This window comes from Streptomyces cinnamoneus (genome assembly GCF_002939475.1).
In the GTDB taxonomy this organism is placed as follows: Bacteria; Actinomycetota; Actinomycetes; order Streptomycetales; family Streptomycetaceae; genus Streptomyces; species Streptomyces cinnamoneus_A.
Window position 1 is genome coordinate 582,440 of the sequence record NZ_PKFQ01000001.1, and the last position, 21,562, is coordinate 604,001.

The window sequence follows — 21,562 nt, forward strand, 5'->3', positions numbered from 1 at the left end:
GAGTCGACATGAACGACGTCCAGGACGCCACCACCCGCTACCTGATGTACGGGGTGCTGCCCGGGTGGTTCGTGCCCGGTCTCGCCGACTGGGTCATGCACCGGCGCACCCGCATCGAGGACACCTCGGGCACCAAGGAGTCGGCCATCCACTCCCTGATGATGGCCGAGGTCGGCGTGCCCATCGTGCTGACGCTGCTGTGCGAGGTCAATCCCCTGCTGATGACGGTGCAGCTGGGGGCGACGGCCGCGCACGAGGCCACCGCGCTGTGGGACGTGCGGACGGCCGTGCGCAGCGACCGCGAGGTGAAGCCGGTCGAACAGCACATCCACAGCTTCCTGGAGACCCTGCCCTTCGCCGCCCTCGCCTCGCTGATGTGCCTGCACCCCGGGCAGGTCCGCTCGCTGCTGCGCGGCGGCCGGGGCGACGCGAAGGCGTGGCGTCTGGTGCCGCGCCGCGATCCGCTCCCCCGCTCCTACCTGGCGGGGATCGGCCTGGGGGTCGCGGCGTGCGTGGCACTGCCGTACGCGGAGGAGTTCGTGCGGTGCGTGCGCGGGGCCCGCGGGCGCCGGAAGGCCCGGAAGAGGTCCGGGCGGTCGACGGACGAGCAGTTCACGGAAAGGAAGTCATGATGAAGGTCGCGTTCCTTGTGGCGCCCGAGGGCGTCGAGCAGATCGAACTGACCAGCCCCTGGAAGGCGGTCCAGGACGCGGGCGGCACCGCGCACCTGGTGTCGACCAAGCCAGGGAAGGTGCAGGCGTTCCACCACCTGGACCGGGGCGACGCGTTCCCCGTCGACACGGTGGTCGGCGAGGTGGGCGCGCCGGACTACGACGCGCTGGTGCTGCCCGGCGGGGTGGCCAATCCGGACTTCCTGCGCATGGACGAGCGGGCGGTGGCGTTCGTCCGGGACTTCTTCACCTCGGGGAAGCCGGTGGCGGCGATCTGTCACGCGCCCTGGACGCTCGTGGAGGCCGACGTGCTGCGCGGGCGGACGCTGACGTCGTGGCCGAGCCTGCGGACCGACGTCCAGAACGCGGGCGGCTCCTGGGTCGACGAGCAGGTCAAGGTGTGCGCGAGCGGGCCCAACACCCTGATCACCAGCCGTAAGCCGGACGATCTGAAGGCGTTCTGCGAGGCGTTCGTCGAGGAGTTCGGCAAGGCCGGCGGCGGGAGCTGAGGCTCAGGGCTGCCGCCCGAGCTGGGCCAGGAGTCTCTCCCAGGAGTCCGCCTCGGGCGGCGGCTGCACCGGGCGCGCGAACAGGCCGGATCCGGCGAGTCCGTCGGCGTACGGCTCGACCTCGTGCCGGGTGAACTCGACGAGCGCGTTCGGGGGCCGTTCGGGGGCCCCGATCGCGCGGGAGAGGTCCCAGGCGTGCACGACCAGGTCGGCGATCATCTGGGCGCAGTAGGCGTGGGCTGCGGACGCCCCGTAGGAGAGCTGGACGGTCCGCTGGAGGGCGCCGCGGGCGTGGAACGCCTCGCGGGCGTCGGCCGCCGCCCGGTCCCAGGTGTCGACGGGGTCCTCGCCGAGCTTGTCGCCGTCGAGCGCGTCGCCCACGTCCTCGACGGCCGCGCCGTCCAGCAGGAGCGGCACCCACATCTGTTCGACGGCCAGGTGGTTGACGAGGTCCCGCACGGTCCATTCGGTGCAGGGTGTGGGCTTGCCCCACTGGGCGGGGCCGACGGCGTGGACCCGGTCGGTGAACAGGTCGAGTGCCTCGCCGTGCCGGGCGAGCAGGGTGCGGCGCCGGGAGTCGGTCAGGTGCGTGTCACCGGTCATGACGCCCATGGTCCATGCGGGTGCGCAGCGCGGCGAACGCGGCGGCGGCGAACGCCGTGCCGGCGGCCAGGGCGCCCCGGTGCTCGGAGAGCCACAGCTGGGGCGGCCGGGCGCGGGCGCCCGCGCCGAAGTCGCCGTGGGCGCCGTGGTCGCGGGCGCCGTCGACGGGGTGCCACAGGTTGACCGGGGGCAGGCCGGCCACGGGTCCCGGACGCTGTTGCGCGCGGTAGGCGGTGCGGGCGAGGTAGTGGTCGAGCAGGCCGGGGACGACGGCGTTGGCGAGGAGTGTGGCGACCGTGCTGCCGCCCACCCAGTACTCCCGCCGGCGCGGATGGGCGGCGGCGTGGACGATGGCGCGGGCGGCGACCTCGGGCTCGTAGACGGGCGCCACGGGCCGGGGGCGCAGCGGCATCCGGGAGAGCACCCAGTCGAACTGCGGCGTGTTGAGGGCGGGCAGCTGGACCATGGTCGTACGGACCTTGCTGCCCTGGTGGAGGAGCTCGCAGCGCAGCGACTCGTTCCAGCCCTGGATGGCGTGCTTGGCGCCGCAGTAGGCGGATTGCAGGGGGATGCCGCGGTAGGCCAGGGCCGAGCCGACCTGGACGATGGTGCCGTGGTCGCGCGGCAGCATGCGGGACAGGGCGGCGTGGGTGCCGTAGACGTAGCCCAGGTAGGTGACCTCGGTGACCCGCCGGAACTCGTCGGGCTCGATCTCGACGAAGGGCGCGAACACGCCGGTGAAGGCGTTGTTGACCCAGACGTCCACGGGCCCGAACTTCTCCTCGACGGTGTCGGCCGCCTCGGTGACGGCCCGGTGGTCGGCCACGTCGACGGGCAGCGGCAGGGCCTCGGCGCCGCAGCCGCGGACCTCCGCGGCGGCCGCGTCGAGTCCGGCGCGGCCCCGGGCCAGCAGGGCGACGCTCGCGCCGCGCTCGGCGAAGGCCCGGGCGGTGGCCCGGCCCACGCCGCCGCTGGCGCCGGTCACGACGACGACCGACGGCTTCTTTCTCTTCGTCACCGCCGCCGGGTACCCGGGCCCGGCGGCCGCAAACAAAAACCGTCGCGGGCCGTCCGCCGGACGGGTGGCGCCCCGCCGGAAGGCCGCCTGGTGCGCGCTTCACCCGATCCGGCGATTGTGGACGAGCCCGCGCGTTGCGGACCCTGTAACCAGGACGAGTGAACCCGGGTGCCGGCCGCGCTCGGATGAGGGGGGACCATGACGTCGTACGCCCGCTCCCCCGTCGGGCCCACAGGCCGGGCGGGGTGAGCGGCCATGGGGGCGGACGGGGTGCGCTGGCGGCTGAGCGGCGGCGTCCGGCTCGGCCACGACCCCGTACGGGACGTGAAGGTGCTGCTCCACCCGGAGGGCGTCCTGCTGCTCAACGCCACCGGCGCCGCCGTCGTCGCGCTCTGCGACGGCCACACGGACGTGAGCGGCATCGTCAAGCGGCTGTCCCGGACGTACGAGCCCGTGGTGGCCCAGGACGTGCGGTCCTTCCTCGCCCGGCTGGCCGAACGGCGCCTGATCGAACCGGCTCGCGCTCCCCGCGCCCGGGGTCCGGAACAGGGCGACGGATAGGCCGCCGGGGCTGTCACCGGCACGCACCACGGCAGGGAGCGCACGCCGCGCGGCCCGGCGCTCAGCCGGACGCGGGGCGCGCGACCTCGCCGGCCGGCCGGCCGCCGCTCCCCACGCCGACGGCCCGGTTTCCGTCCCGCCGTGCCTCGGCGCGCAGCGCGGTGGCGAGCAGCAGGAACCAGACGCCGACGAGCACCAGATGGGCCCGCTGGGGGACGCCGTGCCAGCCGGGCCGCCCGAACAGCGGCCCGACCGTGGCGAGCGCCGTCGTCAGGGCGCTGGCCAGCACCCAGGGGCCCCGGCGGCCGACCTCCGGCCACAGGGGCCGGCCGGGCCTCGCGGCGATGATGAGCAGGGCCATCGAGGCGAACAGTGCGGCGTGGACCAGCGCGCTGGTGGTCGTGTGCCAGGGGTTGACGGCCTCACAGGGGCTCTCCACCGAGGGCGCGCAGTGCATGGGCACGACGACGTCGGCCACGGAGAAGACGCCGAAGGCGACCAGCGCCCACCATCCGGCCGTCGCCGGGCCGCCGGGGGTCCGGCGGCGGGCCAGCAGCGCCCCGCTGATGACGAGGGTCGCGGCGACGACCTCGATCCCGCCGAACAGCCGGTGGAAGGGCTGGTCGGCGGCGTAGAGCTCGCTCACGTAGGAGTGGCGGGCGTCCAGGCCCGTGGGCAGGACGAACTCCAGCAGCCAGTCGTTGTAGACCGCGGCCGCCGCCACCAGCAGCAGCGGGGCCCACGCGCTCGGCGGGGCCGTCCGCCGCCGCCGGGGCCGCCGCTCGGTCACGGCGGCGGCCCGGCGGGCGGCGGTGTACGGATCGGGCATGATTCTCAGTTCGGGGTCAGAGGGCCCTAAGTGGGCGGGGACGTGGTCGGGTGCTCCGTGGGCGGTGTGGTCGTCGTCGGGGGTTTCGTCGTCGGGGGTGCCGTCGTCGGAGGCGTGGTCTTCTTCTCCGGCGTGGTGGCGGCCTTGGAGGTCGCCGGGCCGGGCGCCGGCGCGGTGGGCTTGGGCGGACTGGTGGGCAGGCCACCGCCCTTGGGCGGTTCGCCCATCAGCTCGTCCTCGTCACCGCGGGTGCCCACGGGCCGTTTGAACCATTCGCGGGTCGCGGCGTCGTAGAGCACGAAGAACTTGAGGTCCGACTCGGCCTCGGTGACGACCACGACGTCGGCGGGGCGGTACGCGGGCCAGGTGTCGCCCTGGGGCTTCGGGGCGCCCTGGACGGCGACGGGCTCGGTCAGCGGGTTGCCGCACGCGCAGCGCACCTTGGGCATGCCGCGCTCGTCGGCCAGGACGGCCGTGCCCGCCTGGAGGACGGACTGGAAGCTGGTGACGGACCCGTTCCGCCAGCCGTGGTTGGTGACGCGGGTGTCGGCCCGCAGCTGTACCGGCGTCAGGCTCCGCAGGTAGGCGGGGACGTCACCGGGGTCGCGGCCCACCACTCCGGCGAAACCGCGGAGCTTGGCCTGGTCCTTCGTCAGGAAGTTGATCTGCCGGTCGACGTCGCAGCTGGAGACGTTGCGCGTGCCGCCGAAGAGCCCTTCCGTGCCGCCCTGGATGCTGCGGGCGCTGTCGCTGGTGCCGCCGGCGTGGGCCGGCGAGGCGGCCTCGGCACCGCCGCCGCTCAACGCGGTCGAGGCGGTGAAGGGGTCCCTGCCGTGGGAGGAGGCGGCCTGGAGGAAGACCTCACCGGGGCCCTTGCCCTGGCGGAGGAAGAACACGGCGAGGCCGGCGGCGACGAGCACGGCGCCCGCGAGGAGGGCCCCCTTGAGGGACCGCCACCAGGGCCGGCCACCGCCTGCCGGGCCCCTGCGCGGGGCACCACCGCCCTCGTCCCCGCCGCCACCGCCCGTCGGCGGGACGGGCGGGCCGGGTGGGCCGGGTGGCTGTTCCGGTCCGACGGGTCCGCCGCCGGACGGGGTGGACGGCCTGGCCGTCCAGTCGGGTCTGGTCGGTTCGGCTGCCCCGGGCTCGGCCGGCGGCTCCGGTCCCCGTCCGGACAGCGGGCCGGACGGCGGGCCCGTGGGGCGGTTTCCTGACGGGGGTTGGGACGACACGGCCCTTCTCCTACACTCGGAGTATTTTCTCCTGGTTCCACATCATTTGAGGGGTACAGAGGTTTTACGCCTTTTCACCGCCTCCGCGCTCATTGTGTGTACCAGACCCGGGCGCCTCGCAAGCGGGCGTACGCATCACGTGCGCCGCGCGTCCCCCGGCCGCCCGCGCGAACAGGTGGCGCGCCGGACCCTGCCTTACGTTGGCTGCATGAGCGAGCTGCGGGCCTGGTGGGACGCCCTCGCGGCCGTGGTGGCGGGGCTGGCCGCGATGGTCGTGGTGGCCGCCCTGGGCCTGTGGGCGGCGGGGGCCGGCGACCTGCCCGGCGGCGCGTTCCCGTCCGTGGTGGCCGCCACGGTGGTGACGGCCGTGGGCGGCACCGTGGACCTGGCGGGCGGTGCGGGCTTCCTCGGCCGTACGGGTGCGGACCTCGACGTCGTGCCGCTGTCGGTGACCCTGGCCGGGGCGCTGGCGCTCGCGGTGGTCTTCCTGTTGCCGCTGCGCCACCACGCGGTGGCGGGCGGGGCCGGGCTCCTCGCCCGGGTCGCCCGTACGGCCGTGCTGTGGCTGCTCGCGCTGTTGTTCGTCGCCCTCGCCGCCCGGCACACCTTCCGCTTCAGCGTGGGCGAGGAGTTCCTCGACGAACTGGGCGCGGCGCTCGGCGCGACGCCCACCGTGGGCTTCCGCGCCGCCGTGGGCCCCACGCTGGGGTACGGCCTGCTGTGGCTGCTGGTGCTGCTCGCCGTGGCCGTGGCCGTCTCGCGCAAGACGCCGCTCCCCTCACGGCTGCTGCGCTTCCAGGACTCGGTCCGGCCGGCGGCGTTCGCGCTGCTCGTGGTGCTGCTGGCCTATGTGGTGCTGGGCCTGGTGCTCGGGGTGGTCGTCGCCTGCACCCACGGGGAGCCGGCGCGGACGGCCGCGGTGCTGCTGCTGGGGCTGCCCAACCTCGCCTGGATCGCCTTCGGGGTGGGTCTGGGCGGCGCCTGGGAGGGCCAGGCCCCGCACGCCATCGGACTGCCCATGCCCCACGCGCTCGCTGCGGTGCTGCGCCCTCGTGACGGCGGCCCGGCCACGGTGACCGTCTCCTCGCTCGCCGAACAGGACGGGCGGGCCTGGCTCCTGGTGCCGCTGGCGGCGCTCGCGCTGCTGGCGGCGGGCTTCGTGGCGGCCGTGCGGTCGCCCGCCGGGACGCGGTCGTGGCACCACGCGGTCCGGCTCGGGGTGGCCACGGCCCTCACCCTGCTCGTGGTCGGGCTGCTGACCCGGGTGTCGGCGCGCTACGGCCTGTCCCTGCTGGGCATCGGCGACCTGGGCGACGACTTCGGCGGGACGGTGTCCCTGCGCGCGCAGCTGCCGCGACTGGTGGGCGTGGGGCTGCTGTCCGGCCTGGTCGCCGGCTTCCTGGGCGGCCTGCTCGCCCGGCGCGTCCGGCGCCGGGGCGAGGCCCCGCAGCCCGCGGGGGCGGAGCCCGGCGGGCCGGCGGAACCCTAGGGACTGAGCTCCGGGAAGACGGGCCTGGCCCAGGCAGGGGGCGTGGGCGGGGGTGGCGGCTCGGGCGGCAGGTCGTCCAGGCGCATGTCCACCTGCGTGGACGCGTGCCCCGTCGGCTCCGGTTCCGGGGGCGGCGGGGGGCCGCCCCGCCCGGCCAGGCGCAGGGCGGTCACGAACTCCAGGCACCCGTCGTACCGGTCGTCCGGAGACTTCGCCAGCGCCTTCACGAGGACCTCGTCGACGCCGGGCACGACATCGGGGACGTGGTCCGACAGCTTCGGCGGGGGATCGTACTGGTGCGCCCAGAGCAGGGCCATGTCGTCGTCGCGCCGGAACGGCGGGTGGCCCACGAGCGTCTCGAAGACGACGCAGGCCAGGCTGTAGACGTCACAGCGACCGTCGACCGGCTTGCCCGAGATCTGTTCGGGTGCCACGTAGTCCAGGGTGCCCACGAACTGGCCCACCCGGGTGTACCCGGTCAGCGACAGCGACTTCTTGGTGAGCCCGAAGTCGGTCAGGTAGACGTGTTCGGGGTGGTCGCTGTCGGTGCCCTCGGCCACGAGGATGTTGCCGGGTTTGACGTCCCGGTGGACGAGGTCGTGGGCGTGGGCGGCGTCCAGCGCCGAGGCGACCTGGCCGGCGATCCGGCAGGCGGCGGGCAGCTCCAGCGGGCCGCCCCGGTCGAGCAGTGCCCTGAGGTCCTGCCCGGGCACGTAGCGCATGGCGATGTAGAGGACGCCCTCGACCTCGCCCGCCTCGAAGACCGGGACGATGTGCGGGTGGTCGATGGCGGCCGCCACCCGGGACTCGTGCGCGAAGCGCTGCCGGAAGGTGTCGTTGCGGGCGAGTTCGGGGGCCAGCAGCTTGAGGGCGACGGTGCGGTCCAGGCGCAGGTCGGTGGCCCGGTAGACGACGGCCATGCCGCCGCGGCCGATCTCGCTCTCCACCTGGTAGCCGGCGATCCGGCGGCCGATGAGCCCGGACGGGCCGCCGCCGAGCGTGGCGTCCGGGTGGGCGAGGCGGTCGTCGCCGGCTGCCATCGGGCCTCACCCGCCCGGCGCGGGGGGCGGGCCCGAGGGCGGCGAGTCCAGCCGGGTCTCCTCGGCCGCGGAGGACCGCGGCACCGGCCCCGGCGCCGACTGGGGCCCGCTGGACGGCGCGAACACGGTCATGGCGGTGCCGTCGCAGTAGCACCAGTGGTCCCGCTGGGCGTCGTAGAGCCAGACCGCCTCCCCTTCGACGACGGCTCCGATCCGCAGCCCACGGGTGGTCGCGCGGAAGGTCTCCCCGTCCATGCGCCCGGCCGCGAGTTCCTCCACCGCCTGCCGGTAGCGTTCGATCGCCGTCTCCACCCGGGCCAGCAGCTTGCGGGCGTCGGCCGTGCGGACCAGGGGTCCGCCCGCGGCGGGCGGGCGCTGCGGCAGGGCCACCAGCAGCCGGGCGTCCACCCACGCCGACCAGCCGTTGGAACACAGCACCTGGCCCCAGTCGCCGTGCCGGTTCAGCAGCCGTACGGGCAGCAGCGGGTCCAGGGGGTCGCTCGGCACGCTCGCGTCGGGAACCGCCCACGTGGCCAGGCCGCCGCCCGGGACCACGTGGGTCGGTGAGAAGCCGGTCGCGCCGGAGGAGGTCGCGGATGCGGTCACCGGGGACTCCCGCCTGCCTGGTTCACTTGCGGCCTCCCTTTCACTTCCGCATGACGGCGGGCTCGTGGCGGCGCAGCAGGCGCGCGACGAGGAGGCCGAAGACGACCGACAGCACCGCCAGCATGCCCATGTTGAGCAGCCAGGTGCCGACGGTGTGGTGGAACAGCGGGTCGGTGTTCTGCGGTGCGATGCGCGCCACGTCGATCGTCCCGCCCATGGCGGCCAGGCCCCAGCGGGAGGGCACCAGCCAGGCCAGCTGTTCCATGCCCGGCTTGCCGGCCAGGTCGATCATCGCGCCGCAGAAGACGACCTGCACGATGGCGATGAAGACCAGCAGCGGCATGGTCACCTCTTCCTTGCGCACCAGGGCGGACACCAGCAGGCCCAGCATCATGGCGCTGAAGGACAGCAGGGCGACGGCCAGGGTGATCTCGGGCAGCGGTGCCAGGAGGACGCCCTTGCCGCCGGGCGCGCGGGTGTCCACCCCCGCCAGGCCGACCAGGGTCAGCACGACCGCCTGGGCCACGGTGATCAGGCCCAGGACCAGGACCTTCGACATCACGTAGGCGGATCTGGACAGCCCGACCGCCCGTTCCCGCTGGTAGATCACCCGTTCCTTGACCAGCTCGCGCACGGCGTTGGCCGCGCCCGTCAGCACGCCTCCCACGCACAGCAGCAGCAGGACGTTCATGGTCATCTGCGCGCCGAGCCGGCTCCCGGCGAGCACCCGGGTCATCGCGCCCATCACGAACGGCAGCGCGACCATGATGACCATGAAGGTGCGGTCGGCGGTGAGGGCCATGGCGTAGCGGCGCATCAGCGTCCACAGCTGACCGCCCCAGCTCTGCGCCTTGACCGGCTCGGGGGTGGGGGCCGGGGCCGCCCTGCCGCCGAGCCGGGGCTGCTCCATGGCGGCGGTGACGTAGCGGTTGTGCTCGGGAGAGGCGCGGTACTGCCCGGCCCAGTCCCGTCCGGTCTCGTTCTCGAACGCCTCGAAGGCCTCCGGCCACTGGCGGAAGCCGAAGAACGCCAGCGACTCCCCTGGCGGTCCGTAGTAGGCGGTGCGCCCGCCCGGGGCGAGCACCAGGAGCCGGTCGCACACCTCCAGGCTGAGGACGCTGTGCGTGACGACGATGACGGTGCGCCCGTCGTCGGCCAGGCCGCGCAGCATGTTCATCACCGAGCGGTCCATGCCCGGGTCGAGGCCGGAGGTCGGCTCGTCCAGGAACAGCAGCGAGGGTTTGGTCAGCAGTTCCAGCGCCACGCTGACGCGTTTGCGCTGACCGCCCGAGAGGCTGTGGATGGCCTGGTCGGTGCGTTGCTGGAGGCCCAGTTCGCCGATGACCTCCTCGACCCGGGCCTCCCGTTCGGCCTTGGCCGTGTCGTCGGGGAAGCGCAGCTCGGCGGCGTAGCGCAGGGCGCGGCGCACGGACAGCTGGGTGTGCAGGATGTCGTCCTGCGGGACGAGCCCGATGCGGGAGCGCAGCTCCGCGTAGTCGTGGTAGAGGTCGCGGCCGTCGTAGAGCACGGTCCCGCGGTCGGCCGGGCGCAGCCCGGTCAGCGCGTTGAGCAGGGTGGACTTGCCCGCTCCGCTGGGCCCGACGACGGCGAGCAGGCGTTTGGCACTCACGGGGAAGGAGACGTCCTCCAGCAGCGTCTTGCGGCCCCGGTCGACCTGCACGGTCAGGTCCTGGACCTCCAGCGACACCTCTCCGTTGTCGACGAACTCCTGGAGTTCGTCGCCGACGAGGCAGAAGGCGGAGTGTCCGACGCCGATGATGTCACCGGGCGCCACGGGGGCGGCTTGCACGGCACTTCCGTTGAGGTAGGTGCCGTTGTGGCTGCCGAGGTCCGCGATCTCGTAACCGCCGTCCGGCAGGGTGCGCAGTTCGGCGTGGTGCCGGGAGACGACGAGGTCGTCGACGACCAGGTCGTTGTCGGGGCTGCGGCCGATGCGCACGGTGCGGGCGGGCAGGGGGCGTACGGACGTGGGCTGGCGGAAGGTCGTGGTGCCCGAGGGGTGGGACACGACGGAGGGCCGGCCCGTGGGGTGCGGCGGCGCGTCGGTGACCCTGGCCGCCGGGCCGTCGGCGGGGTTGCCGAAGCGGACGACGCTGCCGGGGCCCACGTCCAGCGACCGCACGCGCCGGCCTTCGGCGTAGGTGCCGTTGGTGCTGCCCGTGTCCTCCAGCCTCCAGTGGTCCCGCACGGGGCGCAGGACGGCGTGGTGCCACGAGACGCGCGGGTCCTGCAGCACGATGTCGCTCGTTGGGTCGCGCCCCACGTGGTAGATCCGGCTCGGACTCATCACCTGCGAGCCGCCATCGGCTTCGACGACGAGTTCGGGGGCGGAGGGGGCGGAGGGCACGACCGACCGCTCTCCCATACGGGTAATTTTACGGCTGTCCGGCCGAGCGCGCCTTCCGGCGCCGGTGAGATGAGGAGCCCACGTGCTGGGGGAGGACGCCGGGCGCCTGCCCGTCTTCGTCTACGGGACGCTGCGTCCCGGTCTGCGCAACCACGACCGTCTGCTGCGCGGGCGGACGGTGGCGGAGCGGCCCGCGCGGATGCGGGACGCGGTGCTGTACGAGGGGCCCGGCTATCCGTTCGCGGTGGCCGAGCGGGGCGGCGAGGTCCACGGCGAGCTGATCGCCGTCGCTCCCCGGTGGTACAGGCCCGTGCTGGCGGCTCTCGACGAGCTGGAGGGCTACCGGCCGGGCGACCCGCGCAACCTCTACGAACGCGTCGAGCGCGAGGTCCTCGTCGAGGGGGCCGGCACGGTCCGCGCCTGGGTCTACCTCGCGGCGGAGGCGACGGCGCTGCGGCTGCGGGCGTCCGGTACGCGCGTCGTGGGCGGCGACTGGACCGGGTGAACCCGTCTCACATGGTGAGCGGAGGCCCAAACCCGGCAACCTCGGGCGCGGTTGTCCCGTCCTGCTGGGTGGATGGACGGGAAGTCGCCTCCTGATCACTGAGTGTTGACGCTTTGTTAACTCCTGATCAACTGTTCGACGGATGGGGAAATTTCCCTTTTCATGAGCATGCCAATACATGCATGGTCTTGCACGGGACCGCAGGTTCCCGCGGTGCCGGCAAGGCGGGCGCCGCGTGCACGCAGGCGGCCGGGCATGCCCGAACCGCCCTCATGACAAAGGGCGCTGACAAGTGCGTACATCCCCCACATCCTCCATATCGGCCTCGTCCAAGAGACGCGTGGTCACCGTCGCCGTCGCGGTCGCCGCGGCGGCGACCATGGTCGGCACGGCAGCCGCGGCGCCGTCCCCCGCGGCGCGGACCACGGCCTCCTCCCCCGCCGGCGCCGACGTCGTCAAGGCGGCCCGCGCCGCCGCCCTCGCCCACGCCAAGGACACCGGCGTCGGCTCCTCCGACACGCTGAAGGTCCGGGACACCCTCGTCGACCCCGAGGGCAAGCGCCACGTGCGCTTCGAGCGGAGCCACCAGGGCGTCGCCGTCATCGGCGGCGACCTCGTCGTCCACCTCGACGCCGAGAACACGTACCTGGGCGTGACCCGCGCCATCGGCCACCAGGTCACCGTCCCCACCGTCACGCCCAAGCTGACCGCGGGCCAGGCCGCGGACAAGGCAGCCGAGTCGGCCAAGGGCACGGCGAACAAGACTCAGCTGGTGGTGGACGCCCGCACCGGCGACGGCGTCCTCGCCTACCAGGTGACCGTCACCGGCGGTGCCGGCACCGAGACCGGCGCCGCGCACTCCGTCGTCGTCGACGCCACGTCCGGCAAGGTCATCAGCAGCACCCCGCTCAGCGACGCGTTCATCTCGCCGAAGCTCAAGAGCACCCTGCGCGGCCTGGGCCAGACCGCGGCCCCCGGCACCGCCGCGAAGCCCGGCACGCCCGCCCCGGCCAAGCCGGCCACCGGCGCCTTCCCCGCACCGGCGAACGGCACCGGCGCCTCGATCTTCGCCGGCGGCGTGCCCCTGATCACCACCCAGACCGCGAAGAGCACCTTCGTCCTCAAGGACCCCAGCCGCGGCAACGGCGAGACCCGCAACGCCGGCCGCCAGGAGCTCGAGACCTTCGCGAGCGGCAAGCAGTTCACCGACGCGGACAACAAGTGGGGCAACGGCACCAGCAAGGACGCCGCCAGCGCCGCCGTGGACGCCCAGTACGGCATCACCAGCACCTTCGACTACTACAAGAAGACCTTCGGCCGCAACGGCATCGCCAACGACGGCGTCGGCCCCCACGCGCTCGTGCACTTCGGCAACAACGTGGGCAACGCCTTCTGGTCCCCCGACTGCGCCTGCATGCTCTACGGCGACGGCGATGGAGAAACGTTTAAGCAGCCGCTGGTGGCCCTCGACGTGACGGGCCACGAGCTGAGCCACGGCGTCATCGAGGCCACCGCCAACTTCCAGCCGACGCGCGTGGACGGCCAGGGCAACCAGTACGGCGAGGCGGGCAGCCTCAACGAGTCCCTCGCGGACATCTTCGGCACGGGCGTCGAGTTCGGCACGAACAACGCCGTCAACCCGCCGAACTACCTGCTGGGCGAGAAGCTGGGCCTGGAGCAGAAGTTCCTGCGCCGCCTCGACAAGCCGTCCCTGGACAAGCTGGAGGGCACCGTCGACTACTGGGACGAGGGCTCGTACGACCGCGAGGTCCACGCCGGCTCCGGCGTCTCCTCCCACGCCTTCTACCTCCTGGCCGAGGGCAGCGGACGGAAGACCGTCGGCGGCGTCACCTACGACTCCCCCACCCACGACGGGCAGTCCGTGACCGGCATCGGCCGGGCGAAGGCGGAGCAGATCTTCTACCGGGCGCTCACCCGCTACATGGTCTCCACCACCGACTTCCACGAGGCCCGCACCGCCACGCTCCAGGCCGCCGCGGACGTCTACGGCGCCGGAAGCACCGAGTACAAGACGGTGGACGCGGCGTGGGCCGCGGTGAACGTCACCCAGGCGAACACCCCGGCCCCCAAGGGCTAGCGTCCCCCAGGCGTGGGGAACGGCGCGGCCTCTCGTGTCGGACGCCGAACCCCACGCCTTTCATGGGATTCTCTGGGACAAAGTGGCCGACCTCTCCCCGGCCCGGTACGGCCGGCGGGACCCGAGGGCGGCCACTGCCCAGAGAACGAGGTGCCCTCATGTCCCACCCGATGCCGCCGCATGCCAGCAAGCGCCGGAAGTGGCCCTGGGTGCTGCTGGTCCTGGCGCTGCTCATCGTCGGAGGCTGCGCGGCGCTGTTCCTGATCGTCTCCAAGGAGTACGACAAGACGGTCACGGTCCGGTACGAGGTCACCGGCGACGCCAAGGACGCGTCGGTCTCCTACAGCACGTGGGACAACGGAGCCATCAAGGCCACCAAGGCGGGTCCGCTCCCCTCGCTGCCCTGGCGCAAGGTGATCACGACCAAGGGCTTCGCCAAGGGCGGCGTCCTGGCCGCCAGCACCGGCGCCGGGGGCGGCACGGTGACCTGCAAGGTCACCGTCGACGACGGCAAGCCGGTGGTGGACAGCGCGCGGGGCGCGTACGCCACGGCCACCTGCCAGGGGTTCTGAGCACACCCCCTAGGTGTGTTGTCCCGGGACGTTGGTGACACGCGTGCTGGATGCTTGAACGGGTGAGGGCCTTCTGGCTCGGTGGGGATTGCGACATCTCAACCGACTACAGGAGGCCCTCGTGCCCCACCGTAACGCCCCGCTCACCGAGACCGGGCGTCTTCGCCTGGCCCGCTGTGTCGTGGACGACGGCTGGCCACTTCGCCGAGCCGCGGAACGCTTCCAGGTCAGCCACACCACTGCTGCCCGCTGGGCCGGCCGCTACCGGACGCTCGGGGTCGCCGGAATGAGTGACCGATCCAGCCGCCCCCACCACCAGCCCGCCCGGACGCCGGCCGTGGTGGAAGCGGAGATACTTCGGCTGCGGCGCGAACACCGCATCGGCCCGCTAAGGCTCGCCGTCCTCTGCCACATCGCACCCTCGACCGTCCACCGCATCCTCCAGCGGCACGGCCAGCCGCCCCTTGCCTGCCTGGACCGTGCCACCGGCGAGCCCGTCCGCCGCTACGAACGCGCCCGCCCGGGCGAACTGGTCCACATCGATGTCAAGAAGCTCGGCCGGATCCCCGACGGCGGCGGCCACAAGGCCCTCGGCCGGGCGGCCGGCAGTCCGAACAAAGACCGGCTCAACGGTGCCGGATACGCCTACCTCCACACCGCGCTCGACGACCACTCCCGCCCGGCCTACACCGAAGACCTGCCCGACGAGACCGCTCCGACCTGCGCCGGCTTCCTCATCCGGGCCACCGCCTGGTTCGCCGGACAGGGCATCACCGTCGAACGTGTGCTGACCGACAATGCCTGGGCCTACAGCAAGAACACCTGGCGCCAGACCTGCCACGATCTGGGCATCAGCCCCCGGTGGACCCGCCCCTGGCGGCCACAGACCAACGGCAAAGTCGAACGCTTCCACCGCACCCTGCTCGAGGAGTGGGCCTACCACCGGCCCTACACCTCAGACGGTGAGCGGATGGAAGCGTTTGCCGACTGGCTGCACTGGTACAACTACCACCGACCCCACACCGGCATCGGCGGCCACACACCCGCCAGCCGCGGAACCAACCTCGCCGAACAACGCACCTAGGCCGTGTCCGCGCCGACCCGGGGCAGCACCAGCGTGCCCCCGATCACCAGCACGGCTCCCACGGCCTCGGGCAGCAGCCACCAGCCCGTCCGGAGGTGCTCCTCGTACAGCAGCACCCCGAAGAACAGACTCACCAGCGCGTCCCCCAGGGTGAGCGCGGGCTGCGAGGCGACGATCGGGCCCGACTCCATGGCGTTGGAGACCAGGAACAGGGAACAGGCCCCCGCCACCGCGAAGGCGTACGTCTGCCAACTGGTGAAGAACGCGCCGGCGCCGTGCAGGCTGAAGGTGGTGGCCGCCGCCTTCATCAGCACGGCCGTCAGCGCGTAGGCGATCGCGGCGGACGCCCCGAAGAGGAACGCCCGCGCCTTGCCCCGGGGGTGCCGCAGGGCACCGAGGACGCACAGCGCGCTCGCCCCGCCGCCCACCGTCAGGGCCAGCGCCCACAGCCCCGGCTCCACGTCGGTGTGCCCGCCCGAGGGGGCCGCGGCCGCGAGCCCCAGGGCGAGGCCGGCGGCGATCGAGACGACCGCCGCCCAGCCGGCGACGGGCAGCGTCCGGTGGAAGACCAGACAGCCGATGACGAGGGCGAACGGCAGCTCGCTGACGAAGATCGGCTGGACGAGCGCCAGGGAGCCCAGCGACAGCGCCAGCCCCTGGAGCGCCGCCCCGCAGATCTCCGCCGCCATCCCGGCGAGCCAGGCCGGGCTGCGCAGCAGATCCCCCATCAGCCGGGCGCTGAAGGCGTGGGACTCGGGCACGGCGCGCCCCGCCTTGCGCTGGAGGACGGTGCCGGCGGCGTTGGCCAGGGAGGACAGGAGGGCGCACGCCACGGTCAGCACGGCGGTCACGGGCGGGTCCCTCCGGCTCGGGGCTGTGGGGCACCACGGTGACAGACGAAGGGGGCGGGGGCCGCTCGCCGCCCGCCCCGCACCGGAGGATTACACCCTCATGCCGCCGGCCGCGCTCACGCGGCCGGCTTCTCCTTGCGTCCCTGCTCGGTTCCTACCGCTCCTGCTCGGCCTTGGGCTTGTGGTCCTGCCGGGCGCCGCCGCGGATGGCGAACGGCAGCTGGGCCGAGAAGAAGGACTGGTCGCCGTTGGCCACCGTGACGCCCGCGTCCGCGCTGGTCACGTCGCGCGGGGCGGATCCGGCGACGGCCAGGTCGAGCCGGTAGACGGCGGTGGCGCCGGGGGCGAGCGGCCCCTTGGCCACGGGCGGCAGGGTGGTGCTCATGCCCGGGTCGCAGCCGCCGGCGAGCAGGGGCACCCTCACCCAGCCCTTGCCGGGCCGGTACTGGCGCAGTGTCACGTCCTTGGGCACCAGGGCCCGGCTCTTGCCGGCGCCGTAGGCGTAGTACGAGGCGGTGAGCGCCGGGTAGGCCCGGTTGGTGGTGTTCTTCACGGTGACCGTGAGAGGGCGGGGGGCGCCGCCGCGCTCCAGCGTGGTGCCGCGCCGCCAGCCGTCGACGGTGACCTGGGGGCGGGTGGCGGTGGTGGTGCGGGCCGGGGCGCGGTAGGTGTGGCCGCGCCCGTCGGAGACGGAGGCGGCGACCGTGACGGTGCCCGGCCGGTCGAGGTCCTGCAGGCGCAGGGCCACGGTCCTGGGGTGCCGGGGGCTCGCGTCCGCGGCGGTCACGGGGAAGGTGTAGACGCCCCGGTCGGGCCAGCTGCCGCCGCCCGTGCTCGCGTCCAGGTCGATCCAGCGGTGGGTGCGCGGCTCGTAGCGCTGCACCACGAGGGACGCCGTGCTGAACCCGGCGGTCTTGACGTCCAGCCGGACCTTGCCCTGGGAGACGGGCGTACGCAGGGTCACGCCCGCGGACGACCAGAGGCCGATGGGCAGTTGGGAGTCCACACCGTAGGAGATCTTCTGCGAGGCGGTGCCCGTCGCCGCGGGCGCCGGCGCGGCCTCGGGCGCGGCCGCCTTGGCGGGTGCCGCCGGGGCGGCCTGCGGGGCGGCTTCCCCGCAGCTCGCTCCCGCCTGGGCGCCGCCGCCGGCCGGTGCGGCCCCGGCGGCCTGTCCGGTCCCGGCCGCGCCGGCGACCAGGGCAAGGCCGGCCGTCAGCGCCGCCGCGGTTCTCAGAGCGGCCTTCCGCGCCGCCGACGACCGCTGCTGTACGACTTTCCGCGTCATTTACCGCCCCCACAGGTGGGTTGTCCCGTGACCGTACGTCTCTGCCTGAGAGAGGGCCTTCCACAGCTGGCGGTTCCCAAACGGGAACGGAATTCCCGTGGTTCCCGTCGGTGAGCCGTCATGGGGTGTCGCCGCACCCGTGGCACCGGTCACGCGGGGGCTCCTGCCCGGGCCCGCGGTGCCCGGGCAGGAAGGGGGTGCGGCTAGTCGCGGTGGTGGCCGTCGTGGCGATCGCGGTGGTGACGGTCGTGCGTGCGCCCGTGGTCGCGGCTGCTCGCGTGCGTCCTGTCGCGGCCCTGGTCCCGTCCGTTGTCACGCCCGGTGTCCCGGCCCTGGCCCTGACCGTTCCCCTGACCGTGCTCGCGCCCGTTGTCCCCGCCCTGTTGGTCGCCCTGGTCCTTACGGCCGCCGTGGCCGCCCGCGCCGCACTGGAACAGCATCTTCAGGTGCGACTGGACCACCGGTCTCAGTTTGCGGGCCAGTTCGCGGACGTCGTTGTTCTTGCCGTGGGCGATCTCGTCGTCCAGCAGGGCCAGCGTCTTGACGTGCGCGGTCCCGTAGGTCTTCACCCAGAGCCGGTCGTAGTCGGCGGTCCGGGCCTTGGCCCTGAGGTCCTTGAGCTGTTTGCGCTGTTCCGCGGTCGTCGTCGTCGGCAGTGACACCCGCAGCCGGCTCGCCACCTTTCTGACCTGCTCGTCCATGCGGGTGTGGTCGCGTACGAGCACGCGTCCGGCGTCCTTGACGCACCGGGCGACCGCGTGGCGCCGGGCGTCCCGGCCCCCGGCGACCTCCGCCATGCCGCCCTGGTGGAGCTTGGTGAGCACGGCGTCGTCCTTGTCGGCCGCACGGCCGCCGGCGGGGCCGGCGAGCGCCGTGCCGGGGGCCGTCACTCCGGCCAGGACGAGGACCGCCACCGCTGTCGTGGCCCGGTGTGGCATTCGCATCTTCGCTGCTCCGTTTCTCCTCGGCCGCCGGCGTTCGAGGCGTTCGCCGTGGCGAGGGCCGACGAGGACGCACCAGTCGGCGTCCCTCACGGAGCAGATGAATGCCCCGGGCGGGACGGGCGACCGCCGGTCGCGGCCGTCCAGTCCACCCAACGGAGCATCGCGGAGGGGCACCGGCCTGACGGGGCGTCATGGGCGGGGCCCGCAGGCCGGCGGGCCCCGTCACGCGGCGGCTCAGTGTCCGCGCAGCTGGTCCAGCTCGCGCCGGTCGCGCTTGGTCGGCCGGCCGGTGCCGCGGTCGCGCACCCCGGCCACCACGACCTCCTCGCGGGCGGGCGGCGGCGGGCTGTTGTCGACGTAGCACTCCGCGGCGACGGGCGCGCCCACCCGCTTGCGGACGAGGCGCTTGACGACCACGATCCGCTCGCGCCCGGCCTGCCGCAGCCGGACCTCGTCGCCCGGCTTGACGGGCTGGGCGGCCTTGGCGCGCTCTCCGTTGAGGCGGACGTGGCCGCCGCGGCAGGCGGTGGCCGCCAGCGCACGCGTCTTGGTGAGCCGGACCGACCAGATCCAGCTGTCGATCCGCACCGTTCCCTGCTCTGTCTCCATGCCCGCACTGTAGGCCAGCGCCGCCGGGGACCGCGAAGGCGTCTGGCGGCGGGCGGCCGGGCCGTGGCCGATTACGGGCGGCGCGGCGGGCCCCGGGGGCGGACCCGTGTTGACTTCTCGGCCACCCCTTGCAATGGATGACGCGTTCACATCAGACCCCGCTCTTCGTGACCGGCCGCGGGCCGCCCGGCCCGGCCGTCCGGCACGGAAGGGAGCACGACGATGAACACCCCCACCCTCCTGAAGAGACACCGGCGGACGCCCGCGAACGCGGCCCTCGCCCTGGCGCTCGCGATCGCCGGCGTCGGCCTGTGGGCCCCCTCGGCCACGGCCGACCCCGTGTCCGTGGGCTACACCTGCACCGGCCCGGGAGCCCCCGACGGCGTCCAGTCCTTGCAGGTCACCGTGACGGCCCCCGCCACGGTCGCGCAGGGCGGCACCGCGGAGCTGACCCTGGAGGTCGCCACGGAGCTGAAGGTGCCGTTCGGCATCCCGGCGCAGAGCGTGACGGGCGAGCTGGACCTCCAGCTGGGCGGCGCGGGCTCCGGCCGCGTGACGGCCGGCGGCTTCACCAACACCTCGGCGATCCCCGGCGGCTCGGCCGTCACCCTCACCGGCGGCACGGCGTCCGTCCGGCTCGACACCGCCGGCACGGCCACCTTCTCGCCCGGTGACGCGGCGGTGCACGTCTTCGGGGTGACGGTGAACTGCACGGTCTCCGGCACCGCGCCGGTCGCCGCGACGACCGAGGTCACGGCCTCGTAGCGGCCGGGCCCCCGGTCAGCCGCGGGAGAGGGCGGCGGCGCCGAAGGAGACGTCGAACCGGTCGCACCAGATGCTGACGCTGCGGTACCGGCCGAGGTCGAGGTCCGCGGGAAGGGCGTAGTTCTGGTCGCCCTTGTTGCCCTTGAGCTTGCCGAGGCTGACGTGGGCGCCGTCGTCGAAGACGTACCAGCCGGCCCGGCCCTCCTTCACCGGCGCGTCGCTGACGAGGACCCTCAGGTCCGGGCCGTTGCTGGTGTCGAGGTTCTCCAGGCGCAGGGTGCGGGTCCCGTCGGGCAGCTCCAGGATCCGCACCGAGCCGCTGGTCTCGTGTTCGTGGCTGATCAGCTTCCCGGTGGCCAGGGTGCGCGGCCCGCCGCCGCGCGCGTCGCCGGCCGCGGCCGCCGGGGCGGCTTCCCGGACGGTGTCGTCCACCCACAGCTTCCACGGCTGGAACCAGTACAGCCCGGCGGCCCCCGCCATGATCCCCACGGCCAGCAGCCCGATGACGATCGGCCTGCCCAGCACCCGTCGTACGCGTCCCATTTCCGCCTCCTGAAGCCGTTCGCCACTGTCACCTGGGAAAACGCGAGGCGGGGCCCCGGGGATCCGCGCATTCGATGACGAAAGTCTTACGGGACGCCCGTCGGGGGCCCGGCGGCACGTTCACCGGGGTCCCGTTTTCCGGCGGAGCCGGAATCCGCGGGATCCCCGCTCGCGGTCCGGGGCGGGGGCCTGCACGATGGTGCGCGTTCGTCCCGGAAACCGAGGAGCACAGGCCATGATCTTCATCGTCGTCAAGTTCACCGTCCGCCCCGAGCGGAGCGAGGAGTGGCTCGACCTCGTCCAGGACTTCACCGAGGCCACCCGGCAGGAGCCCGGCAACATCTTCTACGAGTGGTCCCGCAGCGTGGACGAGCCCCACCAGTTCGTGCTGGTCGAGGCGTTCGCCGGCCCCGAGGCGGGCGAGGCGCACGTGAACTCGGAGCACTTCAAGACGGCCATGGCCTGGATGCCGGACGTCATCGCCCGGACCCCGGAGATCATCAACGTGGAGGTGCCGGGCCAGGGCTGGTCGGCCATGGCGGAGCTCTCGCCGCGCGAGAGCTGAGCGGAGCCCGGCGGCGAGCCGCGACGAGGGGCCCCGCCGGTTCGTCCGGCCGGGCCCCTCGTCGTCCCCCCGGCCCGCCCGGCACGGTGCGGGGGTCAGACGACCAGGCGCGAGGCCATGGAGGCGCCGGGGCTGCCGTCGGCCAGCGCCTCGGTGAGCGCGTCCCCGGCGGCGGCCAGCGCGGTGTCGTCCATCGGGCCCAGGGCGTCGAGGATGAACACCGCGCGGGTGGTCGCGAGCGTGAGGCGCGTGCGAGTGCACTGGCGCCAGTTCCAGCGGCGGCAGGTGACGCCGGCGTCGTCGCGCCAGACCACCTCGCCCGGCGGGCAGTGCTCCGTCACCGCCTCGCCGCCGGCCGTGGTCTCGAAGGGCTCCTCGCCCGTGGCCCGGACCAGGCGCGCGGAACCGGCGTAGTGGTCCAGGTCCTCGCCGCCCAGCGGCAGGACGTGCGCGACGGAGACCGCGTTGTAGACGTCCGTGAGCCGGTCCACCCGGGGCAGCCCCGCGTCGGCGCGCCGGATCAGGGCCTCCGCGCTGGGGCGGGTGCGCTGCGGCTTGGCCCCGAAGGCCCGGAACGCCTCGCGCCAGGCGGCCAGGTGCGGGTGGTCCTCCACGGCGGTTCCGGCGGCCCACCGCCGGGCGCTCTCCTCGGCGGCGGCCAGCAGCCGCCCGCTCGCCTCGTCGCTGGGGCCGGGACGCAGCCCCTCCGCGACGACGACGAGGGCGCGGTAGTCGGGCCGCAGGTCGCGCACGGCGGGGTCGATGGTCACGGTGTCGAGCCAGGCCTTGATGTCGGCGGTGCCGGTCGCCATGCG

The 21,562-nt window shown here is 73.9% G+C and carries 23 protein-coding genes; 10 read left to right on the forward strand and 13 right to left on the reverse strand.

What is annotated here, in order from left to right:
• Nucleotides 1–8 precede the first annotated feature (8 nt).
• Together CYQ11_RS02760 and CYQ11_RS02765 are read left to right on the forward strand one after the other, a co-directional pair.
• Nucleotides 9–632: a diguanylate cyclase gene (locus CYQ11_RS02760; RefSeq protein ID WP_181143549.1), complete on the forward strand. Its 624-nt coding sequence runs from the start codon at nt 9–11 to the stop codon at nt 630–632.
• On the forward strand, nt 632–1,180 hold the full coding sequence (locus CYQ11_RS02765; protein WP_099198913.1) for a type 1 glutamine amidotransferase domain-containing protein: 549 nt from the start codon (nt 632–634) through the stop codon (nt 1,178–1,180). Before CYQ11_RS02760 ends, CYQ11_RS02765 begins: the two co-directional genes overlap by 1 nt.
• Before the next feature lie 3 nt (nt 1,181–1,183).
• On the opposite strand, the gene CYQ11_RS02770 is transcribed toward CYQ11_RS02765, so the two are convergent.
• Together CYQ11_RS02770 and CYQ11_RS02775 are read right to left on the reverse strand one after the other, a co-directional pair.
• The gene (locus CYQ11_RS02770) at nt 1,184–1,783 is read right to left on the reverse strand and encodes a TIGR03086 family metal-binding protein (RefSeq protein WP_099199042.1); all 600 of its coding nucleotides are present in this window, start codon (nt 1,781–1,783) and stop codon (nt 1,184–1,186) included.
• Nucleotides 1,773–2,801, reverse strand: coding sequence for an SDR family oxidoreductase (locus CYQ11_RS02775; RefSeq protein ID WP_099198914.1), 1,029 nt, complete (start codon nt 2,799–2,801; stop codon nt 1,773–1,775). The genes CYQ11_RS02770 and CYQ11_RS02775 overlap by 11 nt, the downstream gene beginning before the upstream one ends.
• A 255-nt stretch (nt 2,802–3,056) precedes the next feature.
• Here CYQ11_RS02775 and pqqD point away from each other — a divergent pair, with 255 nt between their 5' ends.
• Nucleotides 3,057–3,362 carry a pyrroloquinoline quinone biosynthesis peptide chaperone PqqD gene (pqqD, locus tag CYQ11_RS02780; RefSeq protein WP_099198915.1) on the forward strand — a complete coding sequence of 102 codons (306 nt, stop codon included), beginning with the start codon at nt 3,057–3,059 and terminating at the stop codon, nt 3,360–3,362.
• Nucleotides 3,363–3,423: 61 nt separating this feature from the next.
• On the opposite strand, the gene CYQ11_RS02785 is transcribed toward pqqD, so the two are convergent.
• A complete protein-coding gene (locus CYQ11_RS02785; RefSeq protein ID WP_099198916.1) occupies nt 3,424–4,191 on the reverse strand; it encodes a DUF998 domain-containing protein in 768 nt (255 codons plus the stop codon).
• Between the two features lie 26 nt (nt 4,192–4,217).
• Nucleotides 4,218–5,423, reverse strand: a complete 1,206-nt coding sequence (locus tag CYQ11_RS29355) for a DUF6777 domain-containing protein (protein WP_181143550.1) — start codon at nt 5,421–5,423, stop codon at nt 4,218–4,220.
• Nucleotides 5,424–5,631: 208 nt separating this feature from the next.
• Between CYQ11_RS29355 and CYQ11_RS02795 the strand changes: the two genes are divergently transcribed.
• Nucleotides 5,632–6,912: a streptophobe family protein gene (locus tag CYQ11_RS02795; protein ID WP_099198917.1), complete on the forward strand. Its 1,281-nt coding sequence runs from the start codon at nt 5,632–5,634 to the stop codon at nt 6,910–6,912.
• Here CYQ11_RS02795 and CYQ11_RS02800 read toward each other — a convergent pair.
• Genes CYQ11_RS02800 through CYQ11_RS02810 form a run of 3 tightly spaced genes read right to left on the reverse strand, consistent with a single transcriptional unit; the run spans nt 6,909 to nt 10,944 of the window.
• Nucleotides 6,909–7,952: a serine/threonine-protein kinase gene (locus CYQ11_RS02800; RefSeq protein ID WP_099198918.1), complete on the reverse strand. Its 1,044-nt coding sequence runs from the start codon at nt 7,950–7,952 to the stop codon at nt 6,909–6,911. The genes CYQ11_RS02795 and CYQ11_RS02800 overlap by 4 nt on opposite strands.
• Before the next feature lie 6 nt (nt 7,953–7,958).
• Entirely contained in the window at nt 7,959–8,558 is a 600-nt protein-coding gene (locus CYQ11_RS02805) for an SH3 domain-containing protein (protein ID WP_099198919.1), read from the reverse strand.
• 40 nt (nt 8,559–8,598) lie between these two features.
• The gene (locus CYQ11_RS02810; RefSeq protein ID WP_099198920.1) at nt 8,599–10,944 is read right to left on the reverse strand and encodes an FHA domain-containing protein; all 2,346 of its coding nucleotides are present in this window, start codon (nt 10,942–10,944) and stop codon (nt 8,599–8,601) included.
• 64 nt (nt 10,945–11,008) lie between these two features.
• Here CYQ11_RS02810 and CYQ11_RS02815 point away from each other — a divergent pair, with 64 nt between their 5' ends.
• The 4 genes from CYQ11_RS02815 to CYQ11_RS02830 all read left to right on the forward strand — a co-directional run bounded on the left by CYQ11_RS02815 (nt 11,009) and on the right by CYQ11_RS02830 (nt 15,185).
• On the forward strand, nt 11,009–11,431 hold the full coding sequence (locus CYQ11_RS02815; RefSeq protein ID WP_099198921.1) for a gamma-glutamylcyclotransferase family protein: 423 nt from the start codon (nt 11,009–11,011) through the stop codon (nt 11,429–11,431).
• 379 nt (nt 11,432–11,810) lie between these two features.
• Entirely contained in the window at nt 11,811–13,529 is a 1,719-nt protein-coding gene (locus CYQ11_RS02820; protein WP_099199043.1) for a M4 family metallopeptidase, read from the forward strand.
• Between the two features lie 158 nt (nt 13,530–13,687).
• Nucleotides 13,688–14,101 (forward strand): hypothetical protein, encoded by a 414-nt coding sequence (locus CYQ11_RS02825; protein WP_099198922.1) that lies wholly within the window; start codon nt 13,688–13,690, stop codon nt 14,099–14,101.
• Between the two features lie 121 nt (nt 14,102–14,222).
• Complete coding sequence (locus tag CYQ11_RS02830) at nt 14,223–15,185, forward strand: IS481 family transposase (RefSeq protein WP_181143551.1); 963 nt, start codon at nt 14,223–14,225, stop codon at nt 15,183–15,185.
• Here the strand turns inward: CYQ11_RS02830 and CYQ11_RS02835 are convergent.
• The 4 genes from CYQ11_RS02835 to CYQ11_RS02855 all read right to left on the reverse strand — a co-directional run bounded on the left by CYQ11_RS02835 (nt 15,182) and on the right by CYQ11_RS02855 (nt 18,946).
• Nucleotides 15,182–16,036 (reverse strand): DMT family transporter, encoded by an 855-nt coding sequence (locus CYQ11_RS02835; protein WP_099198924.1) that lies wholly within the window; start codon nt 16,034–16,036, stop codon nt 15,182–15,184. The genes CYQ11_RS02830 and CYQ11_RS02835 overlap by 4 nt on opposite strands.
• A 154-nt stretch (nt 16,037–16,190) precedes the next feature.
• Nucleotides 16,191–17,321, reverse strand: a complete 1,131-nt coding sequence (locus tag CYQ11_RS02840; RefSeq protein WP_146104635.1) for a hypothetical protein — start codon at nt 17,319–17,321, stop codon at nt 16,191–16,193.
• A gap of 203 nt (nt 17,322–17,524) precedes the next feature.
• Nucleotides 17,525–18,265, reverse strand: coding sequence for a DUF4142 domain-containing protein (locus CYQ11_RS02850; RefSeq protein WP_099198926.1), 741 nt, complete (start codon nt 18,263–18,265; stop codon nt 17,525–17,527).
• A 234-nt stretch (nt 18,266–18,499) separates the two neighbouring features.
• Nucleotides 18,500–18,946 carry an RNA-binding S4 domain-containing protein gene (locus tag CYQ11_RS02855; RefSeq protein ID WP_240003302.1) on the reverse strand — a complete coding sequence of 149 codons (447 nt, stop codon included), beginning with the start codon at nt 18,944–18,946 and terminating at the stop codon, nt 18,500–18,502.
• A gap of 150 nt (nt 18,947–19,096) precedes the next feature.
• Here CYQ11_RS02855 and CYQ11_RS02860 point away from each other — a divergent pair, with 150 nt between their 5' ends.
• Nucleotides 19,097–19,639 carry a hypothetical protein gene (locus CYQ11_RS02860; RefSeq protein ID WP_099198927.1) on the forward strand — a complete coding sequence of 181 codons (543 nt, stop codon included), beginning with the start codon at nt 19,097–19,099 and terminating at the stop codon, nt 19,637–19,639.
• 15 nt (nt 19,640–19,654) lie between these two features.
• Here the strand turns inward: CYQ11_RS02860 and CYQ11_RS02865 are convergent, their stop codons facing one another.
• Nucleotides 19,655–20,182, reverse strand: a complete 528-nt coding sequence (locus CYQ11_RS02865) for a DM13 domain-containing protein (protein ID WP_099198928.1) — start codon at nt 20,180–20,182, stop codon at nt 19,655–19,657.
• A gap of 235 nt (nt 20,183–20,417) precedes the next feature.
• Here CYQ11_RS02865 and CYQ11_RS02870 point away from each other — a divergent pair, with 235 nt between their 5' ends.
• Nucleotides 20,418–20,747, forward strand: a complete 330-nt coding sequence (locus tag CYQ11_RS02870) for a putative quinol monooxygenase (RefSeq protein ID WP_099198929.1) — start codon at nt 20,418–20,420, stop codon at nt 20,745–20,747.
• A 95-nt stretch (nt 20,748–20,842) separates the two neighbouring features.
• Here the strand turns inward: CYQ11_RS02870 and CYQ11_RS02875 are convergent, their stop codons facing one another.
• Nucleotides 20,843–21,559 (reverse strand): B3/B4 domain-containing protein, encoded by a 717-nt coding sequence (locus CYQ11_RS02875; RefSeq protein ID WP_099198930.1) that lies wholly within the window; start codon nt 21,557–21,559, stop codon nt 20,843–20,845.
• Between the last annotated feature and the right edge of the window lie 3 nt (nt 21,560–21,562).

Bases quoted from the DNA above. Each gene is read 5' to 3' on its own strand.
- CYQ11_RS02760 (WP_181143549.1), top strand. From the start codon at position 9: ATGAACGACGTCCAGGACGCCACCACCCGCTACCTGATGTACGGGGTG.
- CYQ11_RS02765 (WP_099198913.1), top strand. From the start codon at position 632: ATGAAGGTCGCGTTCCTTGTGGCGCCCGAGGGCGTCGAGCAGATCGAA.
- CYQ11_RS02770 (WP_099199042.1), bottom strand. From the start codon at position 1,783: ATGACCGGTGACACGCACCTGACCGACTCCCGGCGCCGCACCCTGCTC.
- pqqD (WP_099198915.1), top strand. From the start codon at position 3,057: ATGGGGGCGGACGGGGTGCGCTGGCGGCTGAGCGGCGGCGTCCGGCTC.
- CYQ11_RS02785 (WP_099198916.1), bottom strand. From the start codon at position 4,191: ATGCCCGATCCGTACACCGCCGCCCGCCGGGCCGCCGCCGTGACCGAG.
- CYQ11_RS02795 (WP_099198917.1), top strand. From the start codon at position 5,632: ATGAGCGAGCTGCGGGCCTGGTGGGACGCCCTCGCGGCCGTGGTGGCG.
- CYQ11_RS02800 (WP_099198918.1), bottom strand. From the start codon at position 7,952: ATGGCAGCCGGCGACGACCGCCTCGCCCACCCGGACGCCACGCTCGGC.
- CYQ11_RS02810 (WP_099198920.1), bottom strand. From the start codon at position 10,944: ATGGGAGAGCGGTCGGTCGTGCCCTCCGCCCCCTCCGCCCCCGAACTC.
- CYQ11_RS02820 (WP_099199043.1), top strand. From the start codon at position 11,811: ATGGTCGGCACGGCAGCCGCGGCGCCGTCCCCCGCGGCGCGGACCACG.
- CYQ11_RS02825 (WP_099198922.1), top strand. From the start codon at position 13,688: ATGTCCCACCCGATGCCGCCGCATGCCAGCAAGCGCCGGAAGTGGCCC.
- CYQ11_RS02840 (WP_146104635.1), bottom strand. From the start codon at position 17,321: ATGACGCGGAAAGTCGTACAGCAGCGGTCGTCGGCGGCGCGGAAGGCC.
- CYQ11_RS02850 (WP_099198926.1), bottom strand. From the start codon at position 18,265: ATGCGAATGCCACACCGGGCCACGACAGCGGTGGCGGTCCTCGTCCTG.
- CYQ11_RS02860 (WP_099198927.1), top strand. From the start codon at position 19,097: ATGAACACCCCCACCCTCCTGAAGAGACACCGGCGGACGCCCGCGAAC.
- CYQ11_RS02865 (WP_099198928.1), bottom strand. From the start codon at position 20,182: ATGGGACGCGTACGACGGGTGCTGGGCAGGCCGATCGTCATCGGGCTG.
- CYQ11_RS02870 (WP_099198929.1), top strand. From the start codon at position 20,418: ATGATCTTCATCGTCGTCAAGTTCACCGTCCGCCCCGAGCGGAGCGAG.
- CYQ11_RS02875 (WP_099198930.1), bottom strand. From the start codon at position 21,559: ATGGCGACCGGCACCGCCGACATCAAGGCCTGGCTCGACACCGTGACC.